This is a genomic window from Neorhizobium sp. SHOUNA12A (genome assembly GCF_023006505.1).
Classification (GTDB): domain Bacteria; phylum Pseudomonadota; class Alphaproteobacteria; order Rhizobiales; family Rhizobiaceae; genus Neorhizobium.
The window spans coordinates 1-22,636 of the sequence record NZ_JALBGV010000088.1; the positions used below are offsets into that span (position 1 = coordinate 1).

19 protein-coding genes and 1 pseudogene are annotated in these 22,636 nt (G+C 61.9%); 4 read left to right on the plus strand and 16 right to left on the minus strand.

What is annotated here, in order from left to right:
- Nucleotides 1–117, minus strand: a pseudogene (locus tag MOV63_RS26880) (IS481 family transposase); the annotation flags it as partial.
- A gap of 292 nt (nt 118–409) precedes the next feature.
- Complete coding sequence (locus MOV63_RS26885; protein WP_247038487.1) at nt 410–1,141, minus strand: GIY-YIG nuclease family protein; 732 nt, start codon at nt 1,139–1,141, stop codon at nt 410–412.
- Between the two features lie 474 nt (nt 1,142–1,615).
- Here MOV63_RS26885 and MOV63_RS26890 point away from each other — a divergent pair, with 474 nt between their 5' ends.
- Nucleotides 1,616–1,801 carry a hypothetical protein gene (locus MOV63_RS26890; RefSeq protein WP_247038489.1) on the plus strand — a complete coding sequence of 62 codons (186 nt, stop codon included), beginning with the start codon at nt 1,616–1,618 and terminating at the stop codon, nt 1,799–1,801.
- Between the two features lies 1 nt (nt 1,802).
- Nucleotides 1,803–3,527: a hypothetical protein gene (locus MOV63_RS26895; protein WP_247038491.1), complete on the plus strand. Its 1,725-nt coding sequence runs from the start codon at nt 1,803–1,805 to the stop codon at nt 3,525–3,527.
- Between the two features lie 26 nt (nt 3,528–3,553).
- On the opposite strand, the gene MOV63_RS26900 is transcribed toward MOV63_RS26895, so the two are convergent.
- The 13 genes from MOV63_RS26900 to MOV63_RS26960 form a co-directional block, all read right to left on the minus strand.
- Nucleotides 3,554–4,465: a glycosyltransferase family 2 protein gene (locus MOV63_RS26900; protein WP_247038493.1), complete on the minus strand. Its 912-nt coding sequence runs from the start codon at nt 4,463–4,465 to the stop codon at nt 3,554–3,556.
- A 17-nt stretch (nt 4,466–4,482) separates the two neighbouring features.
- Nucleotides 4,483–5,079 carry a putative colanic acid biosynthesis acetyltransferase gene (locus MOV63_RS26905; RefSeq protein WP_247038495.1) on the minus strand — a complete coding sequence of 199 codons (597 nt, stop codon included), beginning with the start codon at nt 5,077–5,079 and terminating at the stop codon, nt 4,483–4,485.
- The gene (locus MOV63_RS26910; RefSeq protein WP_247038497.1) at nt 5,066–6,241 is read right to left on the minus strand and encodes a glycosyltransferase; all 1,176 of its coding nucleotides are present in this window, start codon (nt 6,239–6,241) and stop codon (nt 5,066–5,068) included. Before MOV63_RS26910 ends, MOV63_RS26905 begins: the two co-directional genes overlap by 14 nt.
- Nucleotides 6,238–7,188, minus strand: coding sequence for a glycosyltransferase family 4 protein (locus MOV63_RS26915; protein ID WP_247038499.1), 951 nt, complete (start codon nt 7,186–7,188; stop codon nt 6,238–6,240). Before MOV63_RS26915 ends, MOV63_RS26910 begins: the two co-directional genes overlap by 4 nt.
- Before the next feature lie 152 nt (nt 7,189–7,340).
- A complete protein-coding gene (locus MOV63_RS26920; RefSeq protein ID WP_247038500.1) occupies nt 7,341–8,378 on the minus strand; it encodes a glycosyltransferase in 1,038 nt (345 codons plus the stop codon).
- Nucleotides 8,375–9,946: a hypothetical protein gene (locus MOV63_RS26925; protein WP_247038503.1), complete on the minus strand. Its 1,572-nt coding sequence runs from the start codon at nt 9,944–9,946 to the stop codon at nt 8,375–8,377. The genes MOV63_RS26920 and MOV63_RS26925 overlap by 4 nt, the downstream gene beginning before the upstream one ends.
- Before the next feature lie 41 nt (nt 9,947–9,987).
- Complete coding sequence (locus tag MOV63_RS26930; protein WP_247038505.1) at nt 9,988–11,523, minus strand: lipopolysaccharide biosynthesis protein; 1,536 nt, start codon at nt 11,521–11,523, stop codon at nt 9,988–9,990.
- Nucleotides 11,524–11,541: 18 nt separating this feature from the next.
- On the minus strand, nt 11,542–12,444 hold the full coding sequence (locus MOV63_RS26935) for a hypothetical protein (protein ID WP_247038507.1): 903 nt from the start codon (nt 12,442–12,444) through the stop codon (nt 11,542–11,544).
- Complete coding sequence (locus tag MOV63_RS26940; RefSeq protein WP_247038509.1) at nt 12,441–13,748, minus strand: WcaI family glycosyltransferase; 1,308 nt, start codon at nt 13,746–13,748, stop codon at nt 12,441–12,443. The genes MOV63_RS26935 and MOV63_RS26940 overlap by 4 nt, the downstream gene beginning before the upstream one ends.
- A complete protein-coding gene (locus tag MOV63_RS26945) occupies nt 13,748–14,719 on the minus strand; it encodes a GDP-L-fucose synthase (protein WP_247038511.1) in 972 nt (323 codons plus the stop codon). Before MOV63_RS26945 ends, MOV63_RS26940 begins: the two co-directional genes overlap by 1 nt.
- Nucleotides 14,712–15,818 carry a GDP-mannose 4,6-dehydratase gene (gene gmd, locus MOV63_RS26950; RefSeq protein WP_371412543.1) on the minus strand — a complete coding sequence of 369 codons (1,107 nt, stop codon included), beginning with the start codon at nt 15,816–15,818 and terminating at the stop codon, nt 14,712–14,714. The genes MOV63_RS26945 and gmd overlap by 8 nt, the downstream gene beginning before the upstream one ends.
- A gap of 184 nt (nt 15,819–16,002) precedes the next feature.
- Complete coding sequence (locus MOV63_RS26955; protein ID WP_247038518.1) at nt 16,003–18,279, minus strand: polysaccharide biosynthesis tyrosine autokinase; 2,277 nt, start codon at nt 18,277–18,279, stop codon at nt 16,003–16,005.
- Between the two features lie 138 nt (nt 18,280–18,417).
- Complete coding sequence (locus MOV63_RS26960; protein ID WP_247038512.1) at nt 18,418–19,488, minus strand: polysaccharide biosynthesis/export family protein; 1,071 nt, start codon at nt 19,486–19,488, stop codon at nt 18,418–18,420.
- 446 nt (nt 19,489–19,934) lie between these two features.
- Between MOV63_RS26960 and MOV63_RS26965 the strand changes: the two genes are divergently transcribed.
- Both MOV63_RS26965 and MOV63_RS26970 read left to right on the plus strand, forming a co-directional pair.
- On the plus strand, nt 19,935–20,720 hold the full coding sequence (locus tag MOV63_RS26965) for a metallophosphoesterase (protein WP_247038514.1): 786 nt from the start codon (nt 19,935–19,937) through the stop codon (nt 20,718–20,720).
- A gap of 122 nt (nt 20,721–20,842) precedes the next feature.
- Nucleotides 20,843–21,691, plus strand: a complete 849-nt coding sequence (locus MOV63_RS26970) for a DUF6030 family protein (protein WP_247038516.1) — start codon at nt 20,843–20,845, stop codon at nt 21,689–21,691.
- 4 nt (nt 21,692–21,695) lie between these two features.
- Here the strand turns inward: MOV63_RS26970 and MOV63_RS26975 are convergent.
- The coding region (locus tag MOV63_RS26975; RefSeq protein ID WP_405029389.1) for an ATP-binding protein at nt 21,696–22,636 on the minus strand (941 nt) is incomplete at its 5' end.

Below are 22,636 nucleotides of genomic sequence, written 5' to 3' on the forward strand. Positions count from 1 at the left end.
CGTCTTCTGGTTGATCCCATACCGCTTCGAAAGCGCTCTCAGGCTCTCTTCACTATTCTGTATTGCTCGACGGACTGCCTCTGTCGTCGTGGCGCTCCCATGTAAAACCTGACCCATAGTGCTTCCCTCCATGCCAAGGAAAATGATGCACCATCAAATGCCGGGATCAAACAGCCTAGCGCCTTAGATCGGTGCGCATTGATTCCACTGGTCCGCTAAACGCTACCTCACGTTAGTGCGGAGAAGTCCAAGGTAGGCTTCGCGCTTCTCCTGATAGAGCCTATCCTGCGTCAACGCCCGGCGGGCGTTGAAATGGTCAATGACGGACTTCAACAGCGATCCAAGACCAAGACCAAGACCAAGACCAAGACCACCGATTAGCGGCAATATCCAGTCCATCAAGTCCCCCTCACCAAATCTTCGACCATCGTTTAAACGCGGCAATGTCGGCCCTAGTCAGCTTGAACCATTCCCCCCGTATCCGCTTTGCTGCGAATCGCCTGTGCCAATATGCTTCGACGCCTACCGGGTCGTCAGTGAGGATCGAATGGACAAGCTCTATCTCCCGCGGAAGCTCGATCTGGATTTGCCGCCCCCGCTTGTTCAATGATTTAGTGTAGCCAATTTTGTAATCCGAGCCATGGCGCTGCATATAGACGTGGCCGACGGCACTTTTGGGCATGTCGACATCTTCATTCCTACTCTGGCGTGGCGGAACATACGAGCGCGCAAAGCCCGCAACTTTCTGCTCTCCGTGCCGTTCAGCGTAGTCCGCAAGTGCCGACGCCAGTTCAGCCATTCGCCATCGCGCAAGTATGGTCTTCGGTCCCGGCGCTTCCGTGCGATTGCGCATTTCAAATTGGATATCACCGGTGGACGGAAAGCGTCCAAGGGCCTTGGCGATGCTTAAAACGGGTTGCAGCAGGTCATCATCGGAGAATGCGGTCTGTAGGGAATTGGGGGCAAAACCGGCTTCCGTTAATGCGTCACTCCACTGTCGCCAAAATCTCCCGCGCCATTCATGTGGCTTTATTCCCGTCTCCGCCTGAAATCGTTCGCTGCCCGGGGCTTTTCCGTCCCGCTCTGCAATGTTCTTTATTTTGGAAAGAACGTCCTGCTTTATTGCGTCGAGATTCATCATCGCCCCTCATGCTGAGGTATGATGCGCATTTGAGACGAAAAGAAAAGCTGCGACCTTTACCGGCGGCTCGCATCAGGGTGGACATCGCGTTCACAGCTTCTCGCGGAACGCACCCATCGCAATCGACTTCTCTTGGTCACCGGGGAAGAATATCAGCTCCGAGCGCGACAATTCGCTCCATTCCGAACGCCCTACAGCCTCCGACCCGTGAGACATATCAGGCGTTTGGCCGGCGAGCGCATCGGCGTGCCATCGATCATTTTGGGAATCTTTTCCAACACTTCGTCCCCGCTCCTCAACCCGTTCCTAAAATCAGGTCCTGAAATGCCGGCCGGCAGTTAACCGATCGGCCGGGCTTGAAACCGAGGAGACAGGAATGGGAAAGCGCCACTTCAGACACGGAACTAACGCCACAGGTGCCGGATGCGTTCGAATCGGCGGGGGCCGGACGGCGAGCGTTCGCGGCGGGAGGAGATGATGCTGGATCTTGGACTTTCCCTGACCGGTCCCGGCACTTTTTCCATCGGCGGCGGTGAGCCGCCCGAAGGCGACGGGTTCACCCTGATGGATGCCGAAGGCAATGCGCTTGCCGACGCAGAAAACAATCAGCTCACCATCAGCCAACTCACGATCCGCCGATTCATCGGCCTGGAGGACTGACATGATGCCATCTCGCCAAATTCCGAAACTCTACATTCCCTCCGATTCCACCGAAGCGGCGATCCGGGCCGTACATGCGGCAGCGGTCGCAGCAGGCGGCGGAGGCACTATTCTGCTGCCGGATGCGGTGATTACGCTCACGGCGCCGCTCCCGGTCGCTTCCGGCGTCGGTTACCAGGGGGTACAGCCGGTGCTGAACTATCTGAACGACACACTCCCGGACAGCGGATGGGATTTCGCGGGTGGCACCGTGCTTACCGGCGACGGCTCGTTTCCCGCTTTTGCCGCCAATGACGTCGACCTTGGCTCGCCATCCGGAACGATCACTGCCGACTGCATTACCGGCTGGCGATGCGAGCATATCGGCTTTACCGGCTTCACGCGCGCCATCAGCATCGGCGCAGTGAACAATATCGGCCTGCAGTTTTCCGCCATCCACGATCTCTTCATTCGCGACTGCAGCGACTGGGGCATATTCCTTGCCAATTTCATGCACACGGACGTTTGCCGGGTCTGGACGCATCTCTGCGAAAACGGCCAGTATTATGCATCGTTGCTGTCGGGCTCGACGCTGATGCCCGGAAACAGCCGCTTCGATTCGCTCTTCAACATCATTCCGGCCGATGGACGGGACAATCGGCTCTGCCGGGGTATCGTATTCGAAGCCGGCGGAGACGGCGCTCGTCTGAACGAAATGTATGTCGACCGCATCCAGAACAACGCCTTCAACCGGGCCGAACTTGTGGCCAGCGCGACCTTCTCGAACGGCTCGGCGAATATCGCCGTTGCCGACGGCGGCAAATTCCGGGCGCGCATGCCGGTCGCGTTCACGAGCAGCAATTACGGGATTACCGCCGGGCGGGTCCATGTCGTCAAATCGGTGAGCGGCAATACGATCCAGATCGGCAAGTCCTTCACCTCCCCGGCCACAATCGCGTCCGGCAGCGGCTCGCTGACGCTCTCGTCCTGGGGCATGCCCTGTTTTGAACTGGGCACCAGCAACGAAGGCGCGTTCGTCTCCAATTCACGCTTCTTCGGCGTGGATGCGGAAGGCGGCTCCGGCGCCGGGATTTACGTGGAGAACGCGCAGGGCTGCGACCTCAACATCTCCGAAGTGCCCGGCGACAAGAATGCCGACGTCGTCGGGCGCGCGACCGGCTTCAGCCGGTTCTACAGCAGCAACACGACGATTACCGATTTCGACACAGCCTCTGCCACCAGCCAGTTTCACGGGGCGCGCGGAATTGGCCGCCACGCGATGCTATCAGGTCTGTGGACCGATCAGACCCGCAACGGATTGGCGGCATTCAACATTCGCGGCGACGCAGGGGAAAACCAAGGCGATCTGGAAGTCAGGGGCGGCAACAGCTTCATCTATCCCCGCTTCGGAATGGGAATGAAGTCGACGCTCAAGACCGCAAACACCGTGCTGCATCCGCTGGATGCCGGCCTCGTCACCTTCGACGCCGCGTCGGCCCTCGTCTGCACGCTGCCCGCGATCACCAATTCGTCGGATGCGACCTCGCTGGTGGGGCTGCCGTTTCATATCGTCAATGCCGGATCGGCGGATCTGACGGTCAATACCAACGGCACGCAGCTCTTCAACAAGATCTCCGGCAAGACCGGCTATATCCTGAATGCCGGCGAAAGCCTGCTGGTGGTCGCCGCCGAAGGAGCGGGCTTGACGCTCTTCTGGGCCGCCTTCCCGAGTGTCGGCGTCGCCTGAACCGCTGCACTTCACGGGCTGTCGCTTCAGAGCGGCAGCCCCGTCAATCGCGCCAGCGCCGCGCGCTTTTCCTCAAGCGTTGCCAGCGAGCGGAGCGACCGGTCGAATTCCATGACCTTCGCGCCGACGAGGAAACGGTACCAGTAACCCTGCAGGACATGGTAGATCAGCCCTTCGCGGCCATCGAGGAAGCCGAACTGGCCGATATAGCGGAACAGGAAATAACCGAGTGCGGCGACAGGGAACGGAAGCCGGTTATAGATCTGCTCCTTGATGCGCCGCTTCATGGTGGCCTGTCGCGACGACGCTTCTCTCGATAGTCCTAAGTCCTCCGGAAACAGGCCGTAACGTCGGCCCAGCACATCGACAGCTTCACGGGTTGCGTATCGGTTATGTTTGCCCGTGAAGAAGCTGAGATCGTTGAGATTGTGATCAGAGAACGGCGCGTCGAAAAGGATTGTGCGGCCGCCCTTCACGACGATGTGCTCGTCCATCCAGCGGTCCTCGACATGTCCCTGCCCCCGCCGCCAGATGCGGGTGAGGATGAGCGGATACCGTCCGCCATGGCGGATCCAGCGTCCGAGGAAGATGTGTCTTCTCTTGAGGTTCACGCCTGCGACATCGGCAGCGAGAGCGGGAAGCTCCTCAGTGATCTCCACCGCCAGTTCAGGTTCGATCACCTCATCCGCGTCGAGCCGCATGATCCAGTCGGCCGTGATCGGCGCATTGTCGAGCCCCCACTGGAACTGCCTGGAATAATTGATCCAGGGGTTACTGAGGACGGTTGCGCCGAGCGACCGGGCAATCTCGACCGTGCCGTCGGTCGAGAAACAATCGATGACGAAGACCTCAGACGCGAAGGGCGCGACGCTTTGCAGCGCGCGGGCGATATGGCGCTCTTCGTTATAGGTGAGGATGAGGACGGCGAGGCTGGCCATTCGACGACGTGTCCCGATCAGGAGTTCGACCGCACCGGAAAGATGCTCGGCCTGTCCTGCTCGAAGCGCCGCCGCAATTCTCGGGCCGGATTGCCGGCATAGATCGTCCAGGGATCGAGGTTGCGGAAGGCAACGGCGCGGGCGCCGAGCACCGCGCCCTCCCCGACAGTGACGCCCGGCCCGACAAACGCTTCCGCAGCGATCCAGGCATTTGCATCGACGACGATGGGTCTCGTGACCAGCTGGAAATCGGCATCGTCGACATCATGCGTGCCGGTGCACAGATGGGCGCCCTGGGAGACTGTTGCGTGGATGCCAAGTTCGATGTGATCCATGCAGTAGCAGTTCACACCCCTTCCGAGACAGGAATACGCGGCCATGGCGAGGTTCGGCGGATACCAGACCTCGACGCCGGGATAGATCCGCGCCGTCCGGTCAATCCGGGCTCCGAAGCGCCGCAGCAGAAACCGGCGCCATGCAAACAACGGCACCGGTGTCCAGCGGCCGAAAAGGCTCCAGACGAGGGTCCACGCAAGTCGGAACAGCCGATGCCCCAGCGGAAAACTGGGGGCTCCCAGCCGCGGATTGGAGGTCTTCGCGTCAAGCGGCTTCATGAAGGCCTCGTGGAGAGATAGAGCGCAGAACGGTAATGAGATCGCGGGCCGCCGCCTCGATGCGGAAATGGCGTTCGAAGCCCGCGCGGGCATGGGCGCGCATGGCGCTTTTGTCGCCGTCAGAGAGGGCGAGCCAGGATCGGAGAAGGCTTTCGATACCTTCCAACGTGTCGGGGCCGACGAGGCCGCCGCCGCTCGTTTGCACTTCACGCCAGATATTGACCTTGTCGGTCAACAGGACCGGGGTTGCGCAGGCCATGGCTTCCGCGACGACGATGCCGAAATTCTCCTGATGCGACGGCAGGACAAAGGCCTCGGCAGCGCGGAAGGCGCCCCATTTGGCGTCGCCCGCCAGCATGCCCGGCCAATGGATGCGATCGGCGATGCCGGCCTTGGCGGCTTGGGCAATCAGTTGCGATTTCAACCCGGATTGGTCCGGCCCCGCCATCACCAGGTCGAGATCGGGATTGGACGCGGCGATCTTCGAAAAGGCTTCGACGAGGAGGTCGCAGCCCTTCTTTGCGTGGAAACGGCCGAGGAACAGCAGGAACCGCCTATTCTTCAATTCCGGCAGAAGCCGGTGGAATGCGGCAAGCTGGCTCTCTACCCCTGCCGGCGGATCGGCCGTGCCGAAGGCGACGATACGCTCCGCGTAACTATAGCCCCGGAAGACGCCGCGCGCCCGGCGGCGCTCTTCTTCGCAGGTGAAAAGGACCGCCGCTGAATCCCGCAGGACCCTGCCCTGCCAGGCGAGCCAGAACGCCTGTTTGGCGAGGTGTTTGAGCGGCTGGGTTTCGCGAAACCATGGATCCATCATGCCGTGGGTGAAGACGACATAAGGCAGGCCTGCTCGCCTCAGGGCCGACCAGCCGCCGACAGAGGCATGGTTCCAAAGGCCATGGATGATCGTCGCATCGAAACGATCCGCGTTCGCGGCGATCCAGCGTGCCAATTCCGGCGTATAGCCATATCTCTGGGTCCATCGCCCGCAGGCATGAACGGGGAAGGGAAACTCTTTCACGTAAGCCGCCGATGGTTTGTCCAGCGTGACGACTTCCACCGCATGGCCTAGACGCGCCATCTGTAGTCCAGTCAGCCGCAGCGCCTCGATCGGGCCTCCGGTTCCGGGATCGGCGCTGGCGATGATGTTGAGGATTCTCATGGCAGCTCCGCGATGATTTTTTTGAGATTTCCTTTGAAGTGCTCCATGAGATATTGGGACCGCACCTTTTCAGCCCCCGCCCCTCCCATCGCCGCTGCCATGCCCGGATCGGCGAGAAGCATTGCGATTTTCGCGGCCAGCGTTTCAGTATCCGATGGGTTCACGGCAAACCCATCGACCCCATCGGTGATGATCTCCACGGCCGCATCCTGCGTACCGCAGATCACCGGCAGGCCGTGCAGCCAGGCCTCCAAGAAAACGATCCCGAACCCTTCCTTGGACGAGGGCATCGCGAACAGGCAGGCTTGCGCATAAATCCCGGCCAGCCTCGCATCCGAGACACGGCCAAGGAATTCGACCCTGTCCTCGACCGCAAGCTCCCAGGCCAACGACGCCAGTTCCGATTTGAGCGGCCCCTCGCCGACGATCTGGAGGACACACTCCAGGTTCCAGCGCTTGAGCAGAGCCACCGCTTTGATCAGGGCGTCGATATTCTTACCGCGGTCATGCTGATCCAGCCGAGCGACCGTCAGGATGTTCCGGCCGCTCTTTTGGGGCCGCCGGTCGATGTCGTCGACGGCGTTCGGAAAGAGCGTGAATTTTCCAGCGGGAAGGTTGAACGCCTTCTGCATCCGGCTTGCAGTGAAGGTGCTGACGGAGGCGATCCGGCTGAGGGCTCTCGCCATACACGGCTCATAAAACCGCATGCGGCGGTAGGCCGGATCGTTCCAGACCTCGTCGCCATGGACGAAGAGCACGAGCTTGATTCTTGGAGAGAGCAGCTTACAGATGAGCCCGACAGGCAGAAGGTTGATATGCCCGAGGAACAGGATTTTGCAGTTGAGGGCAGCGACAGCCGAATGAACGATGAAGCCCAGGCGCCGACGGCCAAAGGCACGGATTGCGGCCGCCGTGGTTTCGGGAATGTCAGCCTTGCCATCGCGCATGATGTGGATGGCCGGCCGCTTCCAGCCGTTGTCGCCGGAGATTTCCGCCAGGGCAGCGATAACCCGTTGGTTGAAGCGCTGAATGCCGCCTATCCGGCCGTAAGTGTCCAGGGCCAGAAACAGAATGCCGAGATCGTGCGCCTCCGTCTTTCTCATCGGACGCCGCCTCGCGTTATCTCAGCGACTTGGTCGACGATCCGCCGGGCCAGGACCTCGTTATAGGTCCCGTTCGCGAACGTGCGCCGGTGGCCGGCATCGGCGATCGTTTGGCGTCTCCTGTCATCCGCCAGCAGGCGTTTGCAAGTCTGCGCGCAGTCATCCGCTCCGTCGAAAAAGACCGCTTCCTCACCCTCCTTGTAGAGTTGTTGGTGATGCGGAGTGCGGGGCGCACACATGGCGGTGCCGATGGCGGGAATTTCGGCGGAGCGCGTCGTATGCAGGTCGGCATTCTGGCCGTTCAGCAGAACCAGAGCAATTTTCGCTTCGGCGATCGCTCGTGTGTAGTCGGAACCTTCAAGGTGATCGGAGCGGATAAACGGGCGGAGCAGCCGGTATTCCGGCGCTCTTTTCCATCGGGACCCGTGGATCGCGAGCGGCACGCCCCTTTCGACCAGCCGCGCCATGAAGGCGCCGCGGCCGGGCATCCATGTGCCGACGAAAGCGACCTCGGACGACCATCGGCTTTTTTCCTCCAGCGTCGGCGACAAAAGGCGATGCACGACCTCGTCCGCACACTGCCAGATCGTCTCGATCCGTCTTGCACCTCTCCTCGCCATCATCTCCTCGATGCCGTTACGGCGCACCGCGACGACCAGATCGTAGTGCGGGAGGGTGCGGTGAAAAATGCTCCAGCGAAGGCGTTCCGAAGACGGGTTCAGATAGGGATTGTCGGCGTTGTAGTTGACGACGATCGGCGCCGCCGTGCGGATGACGTTCATGGCGGCTCGCCCGACCACGTCGCCGCAATCCACCAGGGCAAAATCGAAACGCTGCCCGCCGATCCGCCTGCCGAGCCCCTTTGCCACGAGGCGATCGATGCCGGGGCCGCCTGCCCTGTTCAGCCACGGCGCCCAATGGGAAGGCAGAAGGGCATAGGGCGACAGGTGCAGAACATCGAAGCCGATACGCCCGAATGCCGCTGCCCGCTGGAGGCTGGTGCCTGATTCTGCGCCGATAAAGAGGAGCCTCATCTCAGCTTCACGCCCCTCGTCAGCCAGAACATCAGCGCGTAGAGCAGCACCGTCTGCGGCACCGCCCGGACAAGGTTGCCGGCCTGGACCGCGACGGATTCGTCCATGAGGCCGTTCATGAAGAAGCGGACGATGCAGATGCCGGCCAGAGCCGAAAGCAGCACATGTCCGTCCCGCATCCGGATCGTCAGCGCGTCGCCGACAATGAAATTCGCCAACGCGAAGATGGCGAACACCACCACGTAAAACGCGCCGAGCACGACGAAGCCGTCGGCGATCGACGAGCCGGTGCGGTATCCCCCCAGTTCATCGCCGGTCACCAGAAAGTTGTAATAATCGCCGGACGAAAAGGCGTTGCCGGATTTATCGAGTTCGGGTGCGAAAAAATTCAGGACCGGCGTCGGAAGCAGCAATAGCAGCTGATTGAAAGCGTTTTCACGCGCCAACCCCTCACCGGTCTGCGACAGCGAAAGGCCAAGGGCGATGTTATGGTCGATGTATTTGGTGGAGACGAAGCGGGCCAGAAGCGGGTTGTCGACATAGATCTCGTTATAGCTGCCCTCGGCCAGGATCCGGTCCGCCTCCTGCCGGGACTGCAGCGCCTCCCCATCGAAATACGTGCCGATGGTCGACAAGACGAGATCCTGCGATGAGATGTCCGAGCGGTCGTCGCGGGCAATGACCATGGCGGTCGCCAGATCAGAGAGGATGCCGGCCGGGATGGGGCTGAGCAGGACGGCGACCGCGAGCCAGATCACCCGCCGCCTCGTCAGGATGAAACGCCCTATCATCACTGCGATGGCGAGGCAGATCAGCACGGTCAGGACGTTGACCGCGAACACGCCGCGGCTGTTGCGCGCCAGTGCGATATAGAGTGTCAGGGCGCTGTAGGCGGTCAGCGCGAGCCAGTTGACCGAGCGCTTTTGGTCCGTCGGATCGATGAGGTAGCTGGCGATAGGAATCAGGAAGGGGGCGACGGAGAATTGCGACAGGCCAGCGAGCAGTTTGAAAGCGATATCGCCGAAATTGTCCTCGCCCCAGCGGTCGGCGTTCGTATACCAGGAGGCGAACGACCCCAGCAGCCCCATCCACCACAATTGCCGGTTTGTCGGCGAGTGATAGAGGCCGAGCGGCGCAAACATCCTTTGGCGGATCGCCATCGTCGCGATCCGCATCACCCGCGACTGCGCATAAAACCAGTGCAGCGCCATCGCCCATAGCTGCAGAAGTGCCAAAACGGAAAAAGTGACTACCGGCGCCTCGAGGTTGAAGGTGATCGGTTTCCAGGCAAATGTCTGGACGATCAGGGCGGCCAGGCTCGAATGGACCTGAAAGCCGAGCACTACCAGCGTCGAGATCGTAAACCGTTCGATCCGTCTCGGGTCGGTGCAGTAGGTGAATGCCCAGGTGCCGATCAAACCGACCGTCCCCGCACAGAACGCGTTGGTCATATCAGGCGATATGGCGAACTGGAGCATCGTGCAAAGCAGGATCAGAAAGGCGGCGCCCCAGCGGGCTTTGGCGACGAAGCGGGAATTGCCGCGGCCCGGCCGGGGCATCGTACGCATGCCCAATATCGCATTGCCGTCCGCCGAACTTCCGCTCCCCGTCATGGCCGATCCCCCGTGAGAGCCGCCCGCTTGCGGGAGAGGTTTGGAAAATGCCTTTGAAGGATCGCCCTCATGTGGGCCGGCAGGGACCGGTAGGCCATCCACGCCGCCAGCAGCGAGCCGATCACGGCGGGAACGGATGACAAGCCGACCGACTGCGGCCAGATCGCCATGGCGAATAGTCCGGCGATGGCCGAGATGCAGCCGCAAGCGGATATGGCAAAGGCATGGATTGGGAAGGTCAACCGCAGCTTTCGGAGCACGGCGCAGGCGGCTCCGGCATAGATCAGGAAACTGGCGCTCTCGGCCGCCAGGAGCGAAAAGCCGGCGCCCGGCAACCCCCATGAGGTCAACGTCAGATAACAACCGATCGCCGTGATCAGCAGAGAGGTGCCGTTCGCGACGATCTGCGGCAGCAGGATGTTGCTCCCCCGGACAATCGAAACCATCGGCTGGGCGAAACCGTAGACGATGATGCAGGCGCAGAGCGAACCGAACAGCAGTGGGTCGAGGTGAAAATTGCCACGGGTCCACCACAGGAAAAGGCCGGGCGATATCCACTGGAGCAGAATGCACCCCGGACCGATGACGCCCAGCACGAAAATCCAGCTGAGGGTGACCGCAGCTTCCGCCGGCTCGCTCTTCCCTTCCCTCAGATAACGCAGGAGCTCGGGCTCGACCGGACCTGCCAGCGCATTGATGCCCTGCGTCGCGATGTTGGATAGCGTCCGGGTCGCGGTGAACGCACCGAGAAGGCTGACGCCGGCGAGCGGCGCGATCAGCAGCCGGATGCCCTGCTGGTTTCCGACGGCGAGCAGTTCGCGAAGCGACAGGAACAGGCCCCTCGTGAGGTTGGACCAGCCCCTGCGCAGATCGGGGACGGCGAAGCCGATTTCTTCGCGCCGCCAGAGACGGAAGCAGTCGACATGAATGGCGATGTTGACGGCCACGTTGGCAACCGACGAGGCGATGACAGCGTCGAGGACGTCACCGCCGGAAAGGACTGCCGCGAGGGCCGCGAGGTTGATGCCGACCAGCAATGCAAACCGCCACCACGCCATTCTCGCGTAATAGCCGAAAGGGATGAGCGCCCGCCCGAGGATACCGCCGACGGAGCTGGTGACGAGCCAGGTGAGCGCATAGACGGTCATCGAGCCTGAAAGGTCGTCCATCAGCTCCGCAGGAACAAAATCTCCGAACAGCGCGTCGGCCCATCCGAAGGCCGGGACAGCCGTCCAGAAGCACAGGAGTATCGTTCCCAGCAGAATGGCGGCCGGGATGGACGAGGCGAAGTCCCGTCTTACGGCATCCCTGGTGCCGAGCCGTTGGAACTCGTAACCGAGGTAGTTCTGATGGCCGAGGTCGAAGACGACGGAGAGGGAATAAAGCGTCTGCAGCAGGACCCAGAGCCCGAATTGCTGTGCCGACCACCAGCCGAGCATGATCGGCACGCTGATCGTCTGGATCAGGATATTGGCGGCAAGCAACGCCCCATTGGCGATCGAGCCCGAGATTAGCCGTACTGACACACTCATCGAAAACGCGACCTACGGCTACACGGTTGACCTTCTCAATAATTTTCGCGCGACGATGCGAACGTCCGTCGCATGGTCGGCAAGCATGTTTTCCAGGAAATCGATGAAACCAAGCGGCGCGGTTTCCTGGTCCGGGTTCATGAAATGGGAGGCGAAGGCGGGTTGCCTGCCGGGAAAGCGGATCGCCTTTGGCCAGAATAGCGGCGTGACCGGATGGAGGTAGGAATGGGCGGGCGTCCATCCCAGCCATTTCAGCCGGAACCATTTTTGCGCATTCACCTGATGCGCATGTCCCCAGCTGGTGATCTTTTCCCACATCTCGGCGTCGCTCATGACGTAGCCGTAGTGGTAGCAGGGCGCATCGATAAGGATGGTCGCAGCGGGGGTGGTCTTTCGGGCCGTATCGAAGTGAACGCCGCTTTTGCAGCGGATCGCGAACCCGGCGTTGACATCCCTGATCGAGTCATCGCCGCTGGTCAGCACCAGTTCGGGCGTTTTCCAGAAATTGTGCCATGGCGTCAGGATGCGGTCATACCTGCCGTCCGCCGCCATGAATTTGAGCAGCGTTTCCCAGCCGCTATCCAGATAGAACTCGTCGGCATCCTGGATGACCAGCCAGTCGTAACCTTCGCGGATTGCCCGGTCGAGGCAGTCGTTGCGGGTTTCTTCCTCGGTTTCGAAGTCGCTGCAGATCACCTCGATCTCGCAACTCACGCCCTTTGCGCGGGCGAAGGCGATCGCCTCGTCCACCTTTTCCCTGGTCGTGGGGTTTGTCCTCGTGGCGCGCGAGCCGGGCAGATAGGCCCACGGACGCTCGGGCCGGACGATGAAGATCTTGTCGACGAAACGGCCACAGTTCTCGACAACGTGCGGCAGAAAACGATCGACGTTGTAGGCGAGGACGTGGCCGGCGACCCTCATGGACTGCCGCCGTCGATCAACTGCTTGATGGCGATGATGGCAGGCCGTTTCGACAGGCTCTGCACGAGAGCCGTCTGGGAATGCGGCTGCCATTCGTCCCGCTCCGACATGGCACGGACGATGTTGGCTGCCAGGTTTTCCGCATCGTTGGGCGGAGTAAGATAAACGGCGCTCCCGACGAACTGCGCCAGCTCCGTGCCCTCGTCGGCGGTGACGAGGACAGGCTTTCCCGAGGCAAGCATGCCGCCGAGTTTCGACGGCAGCGTCAGGTCGGCGGCGCTTCTGTCCTGCGGCAGCACGTGCAGATCTGGCATGTTGAGGAACGCGTTCAGCCGCGAATAGGGCTGGAAGGCCAGGAAACGGAGATTCTCAAGATGGCCGTAACGGTCCTGAAGTTCCGGCTTCTGCGGCCCCTCGCCGGAGATGACGAAGTGAATGCGCCGCTCGTCTTTCAGACGCTCGGCCGCCTCGAGCAGTACGTTCAGGCCCTGTTTGGCGCCGATACTGCCTGAATAAAGAACGACGAAATCCTCGTGGCCGAAACCGAGTTCAGCCCGGTAGGGGCTGACGTCTTCCATCGGATGGAATTGAGCGAGATCCACCCAGTTGCGGACAACGGATAGTTTGGCGGCCGGAACGTGCTTCAGGGCGAGGCCTTCGGCCATGCGGTTGGAAATGGTGACCAGCTGGTCGAACCGGCCGAGCACGCCGCGCTCGAAGGCATGGCCAAGCCTCTTCAGCCAGGTCCTGGAACTCAGATGCCCGACGGCGAATGCCGCATCCACTTCCATGTCATGGACGTGGAGCACCGTGCGGGCGCCGACCAATTTGGCGGCAAGCTGTGCCGCGGGCGCGGCAAACAGCGTCGGCTCGACGCAGAACACCGTGACCGGGCGATGCCGCAGGATCTGCCAGAAGACCAAAGGCGCCGAGGTGAGCGCGAAGGAGAGCGGCGCCAGAAGCCGCCAGATACCTCTCATCTTTCGTCGCAGCAGCAATGGCGACCGCAGCACCTTGATGCGTCCTTCGATGCCTGAAGAATAGCGGTTCCGATATCCGGCCTGGACCGACCAGCCGGGATAATGCGGCGGGGTGGTCACCACCGTGACGTCCATGCCCTCGGCGGCGAGATATTCGGCGATTTCACCGGTATATTTGCCGACGCCGGCCGTTTCCGGCGCGTAGTTCATCGCATAGACGACCACGCTTTTGCGTGGCGATGTGGCAGCTGCCGTGGCCAGCCCTGGTGCGGCGTCGAACGTTTGTTCGCATTCGTCGCTGAGGGGCTGGGCGGCTGCTGTCATCAGGCAGCATCTCCGCGTTTGCGCTCAAGATATTCGCCCTTGAGGAAGGCTTGGTAGGCATCGGTTATGCCTTGCTCCAGCCCGATCCTCGGCGACCAGCCGAGCGCCCGCAGCTTGGCCGCGCTCATCAACTTGCGCGGCGTGCCGTCGGGTTTGGTGAGATCATGAGAGATATCCCCCTGGAAACCGACGACCTTGGACACCAGTTTGGCGAGTTCCAGAATGGTCACGTCCTCGCCGGAACCGACATTGACATGGGTTTCCGCCGAATAGGTCTTCATCAGATGGACGCAGGCGTCGGCGCAATCGTCCACATGCAGGAATTCGCGGCGCGGCGTGCCGGTGCCCCATACGGTGATGTCCGGAAGGTGGCCGGTCTTCGCCTCATGCGCCTTGCGGATCAGCGCTGGCATGACATGGCTGGATTTCAGGTCGAAATTGTCGCCGGGGCCGTAAAGGTTGGTGGGCATGGCCGAGATGAAGTCGCTGCCATGCTGCTTGCGATAGGCCTGGCAAAGCTTGATGCCGGCGATCTTGGCGATTGCATACCATTCGTTGGTCGGCTCCAGCGAACCCGTCAGCAGCGACTCTTCGACGATCGGCTGATCGGCGAATTTCGGATAGATGCAGGACGAACCGAGGAACATCAGTTTTTCGACGCCGACCTTGTGGGCGGCCTCAATGATGTTCGCCTCGAGGATGAGGTTGTCGTAGAGGAAATCGGCCGGATAGGTGTCGTTGGCGAGGATGCCGCCCACCTTGGCGGCCGCCAGGAACACTGCGTCCGGGCGGTTCTTCTCCATCCAGGCCTCGACTTCCGCCTGGCGCGTCAGATCGGCATCACCGCGCGACGCCGTCAGGATCTCGCAGCCCTCCGAGGCCAGACGGCGAACGATCGCCGAGCCGACCATGCCGCGATGTCCCGCGACATAGACCTTCTTCCCCGCAAGGCTGTAGATCGTCTCAGGCATGGGAGAGACCCTTGTTGCCACCCGCGGTCGGCACGTTGCGCGCCATCACCTTCAGGTCTTCCCGGACCATTTCGGCGATCAGCTGATCGAGGTTTGTCTCGTGCTTCCAGCCGAGCTTCCGGTGCGCCTTGGTGGGATCGCCGATCAGAAGGTCGACTTCCGTCGGGCGGAAATAGCGGGGGTCGATCGCCACGACGCATTCGCCGGATGTCGTGTCGTAGCCCTTCTCCTCGACGCCCTCGCCGCGCCACTCGATCGGCATGCCGACCTTGGCGAAGGATTTTTCGACGAAGGACCGCACCGTGTGGGTCTCGCCGGTTGCCAGGACGTAGTCGTCCGGTTCGTCCTGCTGCGTCATCAGCCACATGCCGCGCACATATTCACGGGCATGACCCCAGTCGCGCTTGGCGTCGAGATTGCCGAGAAAGAGGCGTTCCTGAAGGCCGAGATGGATGGCGGCGGCCGCGCGGGTGATCTTGCGGGTGACGAAGGTCTCGCCGCGGATCGGGCTTTCGTGGTTGAACAGGATGCCGTTCGAGGCATGCAGGCCATAGGCCTCGCGGTAGTTGACGACGATCCAGTAGGCGTAGAGCTTGGCGACCGCATAGGGCGAACGCGGATAGAAGGGCGTCGTTTCGCTCTGCGGCACTTCCTGCACCTTGCCATAGAGCTCGGAGGTCGAGGCCTGGTAGAAGCGGGTCTTCTTGGAAAGGCCGAGGAGCCTGATCGCCTCGAGCAGGCGCAGAGTGCCGGTGCCGTCGGCATTGGCGGTATATTCCGGCGTCTCGAACGAGACCTGCACGTGGCTCTGAGCGGCCAGATTGTAGATCTCGTCCGGCTGGGCTTCCTGCACGACGCGGATGAGGTTGGTCGAATCCGTCATGTCGCCGAAATGCAGGATGAAACGCGGGTCTGCCACATGCGGATCCTCGTAGAGATGCTCGATGCGGTTGGTGTTGAACGAGGAAGAGCGCCGCTTGATGCCGTGGACGGTATAGCCCTTGGACAGCAAGAGTTCCGCAAGGTAAGCGCCGTCCTGGCCCGTTACCCCGGTGATCAATGCTACCTTGCCGTTGCTCTTCACATTTCCAGTCATCATATCCCCCTAACGGAACCCGTCAGTCTTTAAGTGAAACGTGCACGTCTATCCGCGCAATGTGCCAGTCGCAAGCACTGAGAACACCATTGTGATGTCCCCCGGAATGCGGCGAATCCGAGACATACAGTGATTCGTAGCATCTCGGGCTTATGCCAAACATTGCAGTGAAACGCTTCAGAAAAGATCATCGGCTGTCGTCAGGCTTCTCCCCTGCCGTTTTGATCCTGGTTGCGACCCCGATGGAAACCGGCGTCGGATCAGGATGCGTTTCATGGTAGTACTGCGTGTAACGCGACGCGTAATAATCCGACGAACCGTATCCCTCATAAAGCTTCATTCTGGCGGCATCGACCTTGTTGAGGATGACGCCGAGGCAACGGCCGGCGATCTGCGGTTCCGCATTCAGGGTATCCTTCACGGCTTTTCGGGATGTCTCGCCCCATTCGACGACCATGATGAAGCCATCGACACGCGGGGCGATGGCCCTTGCATCGACGACGGGCCCGAGCGGCGGCAGGTCGAGGACGATATAATCGAAGTCGCCGGCCATCTGCGCCAGCAGCCTGGCCATGGCGGCCGATGCCAGCAGTTCCGACGAATGAGGTGTCCGCCGCTTTACGACCGCGGGCAGGAACCTCAAGCCGGTCTCCGGATCGATCAACATCGCCGAGGCCGGCGTCTGGCCTTCCAGCAGCACTTCGAGCAGCCCCTCTTCCGTATGCTGGCCCAGCGCCCTGGTGGCACCCGGATTGCGAAGATCCGCATCGATCAGCAGTGTCCTCGCACTCCCGGCCAGCGCCTGGGCGAAATTCATAGCGATCGTCGATTTACCCTCGCCCGGCAGCATCGAAACGATGCCGATGATCCTGTGCGGCCTGTCGATATGGACGTCCGCCGCGATCCGGGCGCTGCGCAACGTTTCGGCAAAGGCGGAAGACGGATGCGCCAGCGCAAAGGCCGATAGCCCGTTCTTCCTCCAGACCTCCCCCTTCACGGGCTCCGTCGGGGAGCTTCCGCCCGGCTGCGGTTCCACCAGTGGTACCGAGCCGAGATATTCCAAGCCCAGAACATCCCTCACCTGTTCGCCGGTGCGGAAGAACCGGTCCCGAAACTCGCGGAATGCCCCGACCGCTCCGCCGACGCCGCAGCCGAGCGCGAGGCAAAGCGCAAGCACCAGCGACAGCCGCGGCTCGCTGGCGGTTGCCGGCGGCACCGCACGGGAAATGATCCGCGCTTCCGTGACGGGAAAGGACTGCTGCTGCACGGCCTCCTGATATCGCTGCAGAAAAGTCTGATAGAGGTTCCGGTAGGTTTCCGCCGCCCGTTCCAGTTCCCGCAGCTGTACCTGCGTTTCCCCTGCGGTGACGCTGATGTCGGTGGCGTTGCGAACCCCTTGCGTGATCTGGCGCTCGCGCGACCGGGCCACCTCCAGCTCGCTTTGATAGCTCCTGGCGATCCGCCTGATCTCGTCGAACATCAGCCGGTCATATTCCGCCATATCCTGGCGAAGGCGGAAAGCCTGGACATGGTCCGGCCCCAGCCGCCTCGATATCTCGGCCTCGCGCTTCGACGAGTCCAGGTATTTTTCGCGCAGCGAACTGATCACCGAACTGTCCAGCGCGTCGGTGACGATCGCGTCCCTCTCGCCACTCGCGATGATCGCTTCGATCCGCTCGGAACGCGCCCGGGCTCTGGCGGTATCGGCACGCGCTACGATCAGCGCGCTGTTCATTTCAGTAAGCTGCTGGTCGGAAACGAGCTTGTCATTGGCAACAACAAGGCCGTTGGCGGCGCGAAATCTCTGGACTGCCAGATCCGATTCCAGCGAGCGCTGCCGCAGTTCCTCGATGCGCTCCTGCAGCCAGGTGCCGGCCCGCCTTGTGGCATCGTATTTGGCATCGAGCTTGTCGGTCAGATAGGCATCCGCAATCGCGCCGGCGACCGCTGCGGCAAGGCGCGGCGATGTGGCCGTGAACGCGATTTGCAGGACATACGAACGCCCGACCCGCGAAACCTTCATATTGCCGAGAAGGTTGGCAAGTGCCTGACGGCGATTTGCCTCGATCTGATCGAGACCGGACTGGCTGTCTCCTCGCAGCCATTGCCCGACCTGAAGCATCGACCGCAAGGCCGAAGCCACGGCCAATATCAGGTTGCGGCGGGCGGCCATGAATTCCGGATCGTCCTGCAGCTTCAGCCTGTCGACCGCCGACAGGCCTATCGTCTCGGAACGCAGCAGCTCGACCTGGCTGAGGACCGAGGCCTCGTCGTCCATGACACCGCCGATCGTCGACAATTGCTCGACGACCTGCCGGTTGCCGCGGTCGATCAGGACGCTGGTCCTGGCGGTATACCGAGGCACGGCGGTGAGGAGGTAGCCGATGCCGAGTGCCAGGAAGACCGCGACGCAGAGGCCGACCACCCGCCACTGCCGCCGAACGATGGCGATGAGGCCGTCCATGTCCAGTTCCGGAGCTTCCTCGTTGTGGGGCTCCGGCTGGTGGCGAGTGAGAAAAACCGGCCGCTGGTTCATCGCACCACCCGACAGATGCGCGCAGCAGCCCAAACCGACCCGGAGCGGCCGCACGCGGCCTGGATGTCAGTCGCGCCAGGCATCATGACTACTCGCGATATCCCGGGTGGAGGCGGTGACCGAATTGAGGATGGTAAGGAACTTTACAAGCTCGACCGCATCGGCCGTCGATACATAGATCACGTCCTTGTCCTGCATGGGAAATTGCTGGACGGCGAAGAACGCGGCCGGGTCGCGCAGATTGGCGCGGAAGACCACCGGTACCTCCCGCGCTCTGAACCGGCTGACGTCGAGGCCGATATTGCGCAGAAGATCACGCTCCACGAGGCGGTAGAGCAGGACCGATTGCGGTTCCGCCTTGTCGTCGAGCAACCCGCCGGCCTTCGCCAAAGCCTCCCCGAGCGACAGATTGGAATCGTCGAAATCGAAGCGTCCGCTTTCGCCGGTCAGGCCGAAGGCCAGGAAGGTCCGGCGATTGCGATCGACGAAGATCGTATCGCCCGGCTGCACATAGATATTCTCCCGCGGATGCTCGCTCAACGTCCGATAGGCGACGGTGACGCTGCGGCCGCGGCGCTGGAGCGTGACGGTCGCCTCTTCCTTGGGGATGCTCAAACCGCCTGCCTCGGAAATCACGTCGATGATGCGTTCGCCGGCTGGGCTGAGCTCGATCTTCTTCGCCTGCTTGACGTCGCCAAGGACCGATGCGCCCATCGAACGGCTCGTCACCGTCGAGATGACCACCTGCGGCTCGATGGCGCGGTTGGCCAGCCGTTCTGCAATATCGATCTGCACGGCATCGACCGGACGGCCAGCGGCCTTCACCTTGTTCGCGTAAGGGACGCTCAATGTGCCGTCACGACCAATCGTCTGGTTCGGCAGGGTAATGTAATTGCCCGGACGGGCGCCGGCATCGGCGGGAATGAACAGGCCGCCGCTCTGCGCCTCGAACACGGAGACCTGAACGACATCGCCAACACCGAGTGTGAGCGGCGGCGGGCCGCTGCTGCCAGAGCCGAAACCGGCGCTCAGGTTAGGACTGGTCGATTTCGGCAGATGGGCGAGGACGGACTGATTGATGTCGACGAGCGCATAGTCGATGCCGACCCTGTTGCCGGTGGCGGTGAAAGCCTTCACGGTTGCATTGGCTTCAACGGCGGAGGGATCCGGACCGGACCTCGGGAGCCCCGTGCAGCCGGACAGAAACGCAACAGTAGCAAGCGTTAAAACAGCACCCAACGAACTAACCATACGCCCCGCCATACAACCCAAAGTATGGTATCGGTTTAGTCGATGGGCGGACCCGGTGATTCTAAGGGGTAAGCAGGCGGCGAATCAAAAATCCGCGTACTGTTGCGAATCAACCACATGGTTGGTTAATCGTTGGTTATCCACAAAATACACTCCCCTTGCCATGAACGCCGCTGAGCGGCCTTGTCAGGTTCGGAATTGTCTCGCAGATGACGGTGACATTGCCGATACCCGCATCCAGAGGTCTGGGCTTCGGACATTGTTAACACTCCTTCGGGCATCCACTTCTCATTGTCGGCAGGATCTTCCATATCGGGCGGATGGCAGTAAGCATGTTAAAATTGACGGATTGGTTTTCAAGACGCCGGCCAGCCAGATCGATCAGGCCCCGCCGCCGCCGGATCGATCTCGGTACCAACCCGCCCTCCTATCCGATCTACGCGATCGGCGACGTGCATGGCTGTATCGACGAACTTCGGGACGCCGAGGCCCGCATTGCCCATGACATGTCGGAGAACCGCCGTCCCGGAATGGTCATTCTGCTCGGCGACTATGTCGATCGCGGACCCGCATCGAGCCACGTCCTCGAGCACCTGATCAGGCCCAGCGAACACGGTCTGAGGCGGATTGCGCTCTGCGGCAACCATGACGATATTTTCATGAGGTTCGTGGACGATCCGGAACGTTATTCCGAATGGCTGGGAATGGGTGGCGAACAAACGCTGCTATCCTACGGCTTGGACCCATACCAGTTCGGCGCGCGCGGCAAGAAGCGCGGCACCAGGTTCGGCGACTTGCTGATGGAAGCCGTGCCTGTGCCGCACAGAAAGTTCCTCGCCAATCTCCCGGTCAGCCTGACGATCGGCAAACTCGTCTTCGTCCACGCAGGCCTGAGGCCTGGGATACCGCTCAAACAGCAGACCGAGGAAGACATGCTCTGGATCCGGGACGCCTTTCTTGCGACCGGACCGCAGCTGCCGCTTCTCGTCATCCACGGACATACGCCGCAGCCGGAACCGGATTTCGGACCCGGCCGGATCGGCATCGATACGGGCGCCTATTATTCCGGCAGGCTGACGGTCCTCAAGATCGACGGCGGCCGCTTCTCGTTCCTCTAAAATCTGGATATCGGGCGAGCCGACACCTCCAAACAGCAGAGGCTTGATCATCGAGCCAGAGAAGCGTGTTATGTCGGCGGCGGGGGCCGAATGCCGGGCCATCCCCGATCGGAAGCGGAGCCATGCCGGAGGAGGGTAAGGCAGACAGACTGACACCAACCGATCGGCGCCGCGGGCAGCGTTCGGCTGTTCTGGTTTTCGGCTTTTTCCTTGCAGTCGTGCTGGCCGCCCTCGTGACGATCGTGCTCACGGTCAACAATGGCCGGAACTACAAGCGGCTCGTCCGGCAATTCGCGCTGGAGCAATACCTTCTCCCCGCGCCACCGGCGCCACCCTTGCGGATCGACAGGCATAGATCGCTGCCACCGGCGGAACACTATCCACCCTGGCTCCTCAAGGCGGGCCTCGAGCGGATGGCGGTGTTCGAGAAGACCGAGGTGCTTTCCGCCGACGAACGCTGCGATCTGCTACGAGACGACAGGGGCACGGCACCTACCTTCACCCGTTCGGGTCACGATTGGGAATGCCTGTTCTTCGAGGAATTCGGGAATGCGCCTGAACCGACCGCGATGTTCATCCAGGTCCGCGGTACGGAGCCCGACATGGTCAGCAGCTTTCGCATCAAGGTTAGCCTGACGGACCTGACCATGGAGCTTGCGGTGCTCAGTGAAGCCATTCGTGCCACCGAGCGGTTCGGCCTGCCGATGACGCCCGAAACCCGAAGTTATCTGATCGAGAAACTTGCGGGACGCACCGAGTTCAGCTCGATCGTCGAAAACTACCGGATGACGTTCAGCCGGGAGATCACCGACGCACGGCGCTATAATCTGCTGATCCTGCCGCGCCGACAGACGGCCGGCTGTGGCGAACGCCCATCGGCCCCGCCGGACAGATGGGCAACGCCGACCTATCGCATGCCGGTCGGCTGCCTGGCGTTGCGCAGCCCGTCTCAGCCGCAATCCGCCTCTTAGGTGTTTAGGCTCGCTCCAACTGGATGAGGTCGAGCCCGCCCCCCAGCTCGCGGCGCGCCGTCTCGACCAGGCTCATCTGGTGGGTAAAGAGCACGGTCTGAAATCTTTCGCCGGCGGCGGCCAGGGTCCGAATGCCGGCCGCAGTTCGTTCGTCGTCGAAGGTCTGAAAGATGTCGTCGAGGATCAGCGGCGCCGGCTCGTTGCGACTGCAATAGTCCTCCAGGAAGGCAAGCCGCAGCGCCAGATAAAGCTGATCGCCGGTGCCTTCGCTCAAGCCAGGAAGCCGCACCTGCTCGCCGGTTTTCCGTTCGACCGCGAGCTGCAGCTCGTCCTTTTCGTCATAGACCTGGACGAGGCGCGAAAAGCGGCCGCCGGTCAGATCGGCGAAAACCTGCCCTGCCCGCTGCATGACCGGATCGGCCTGGCGTTCGCGATAGGCTTCCATCGAGCTGGCCAGAAGGCCGGCCGCGAGCTTCAGCACCACCCAACGCCGCGCCAGCTCCTTTGCCTCCACCTCGGCGGCGAGCTTCTGGAAGACGGCGCGCTCGGCACCGATGCCGGTTTCCAGCTCGCGGCGGCGCCGCTCGCTATCGGCCTGGGCAATGCCAAGCGCCTTCATCCGCTCGACCTGCCGGGCATCCTCGGCATCCAGGCGCTCGATTTCCAGGCCGGCGGCGATCCTGTCGAAGCCGACGAGTGCGGCACGGGCCTCGTCTTCGCTTGCGCCATCCGCCTGTTCGACGAAGCGGCTGCGGCATTGCGCGAGACTGCCTTCCAGCCGGTTGCGTTCGCGAAGATCACGGAGAAGGTCGTCGGCCTCTTCGATATCCTTGGATGCTGCGGCGGCAAGCCCGCGCAGGTCCGCTACCAGTCTTTCCGCGTCGGCCGCGTGCCGGGCAACGGCAAGCTCCGCGCGCTCCAGGGCCGCGGAGAGGGTGGCTTGCT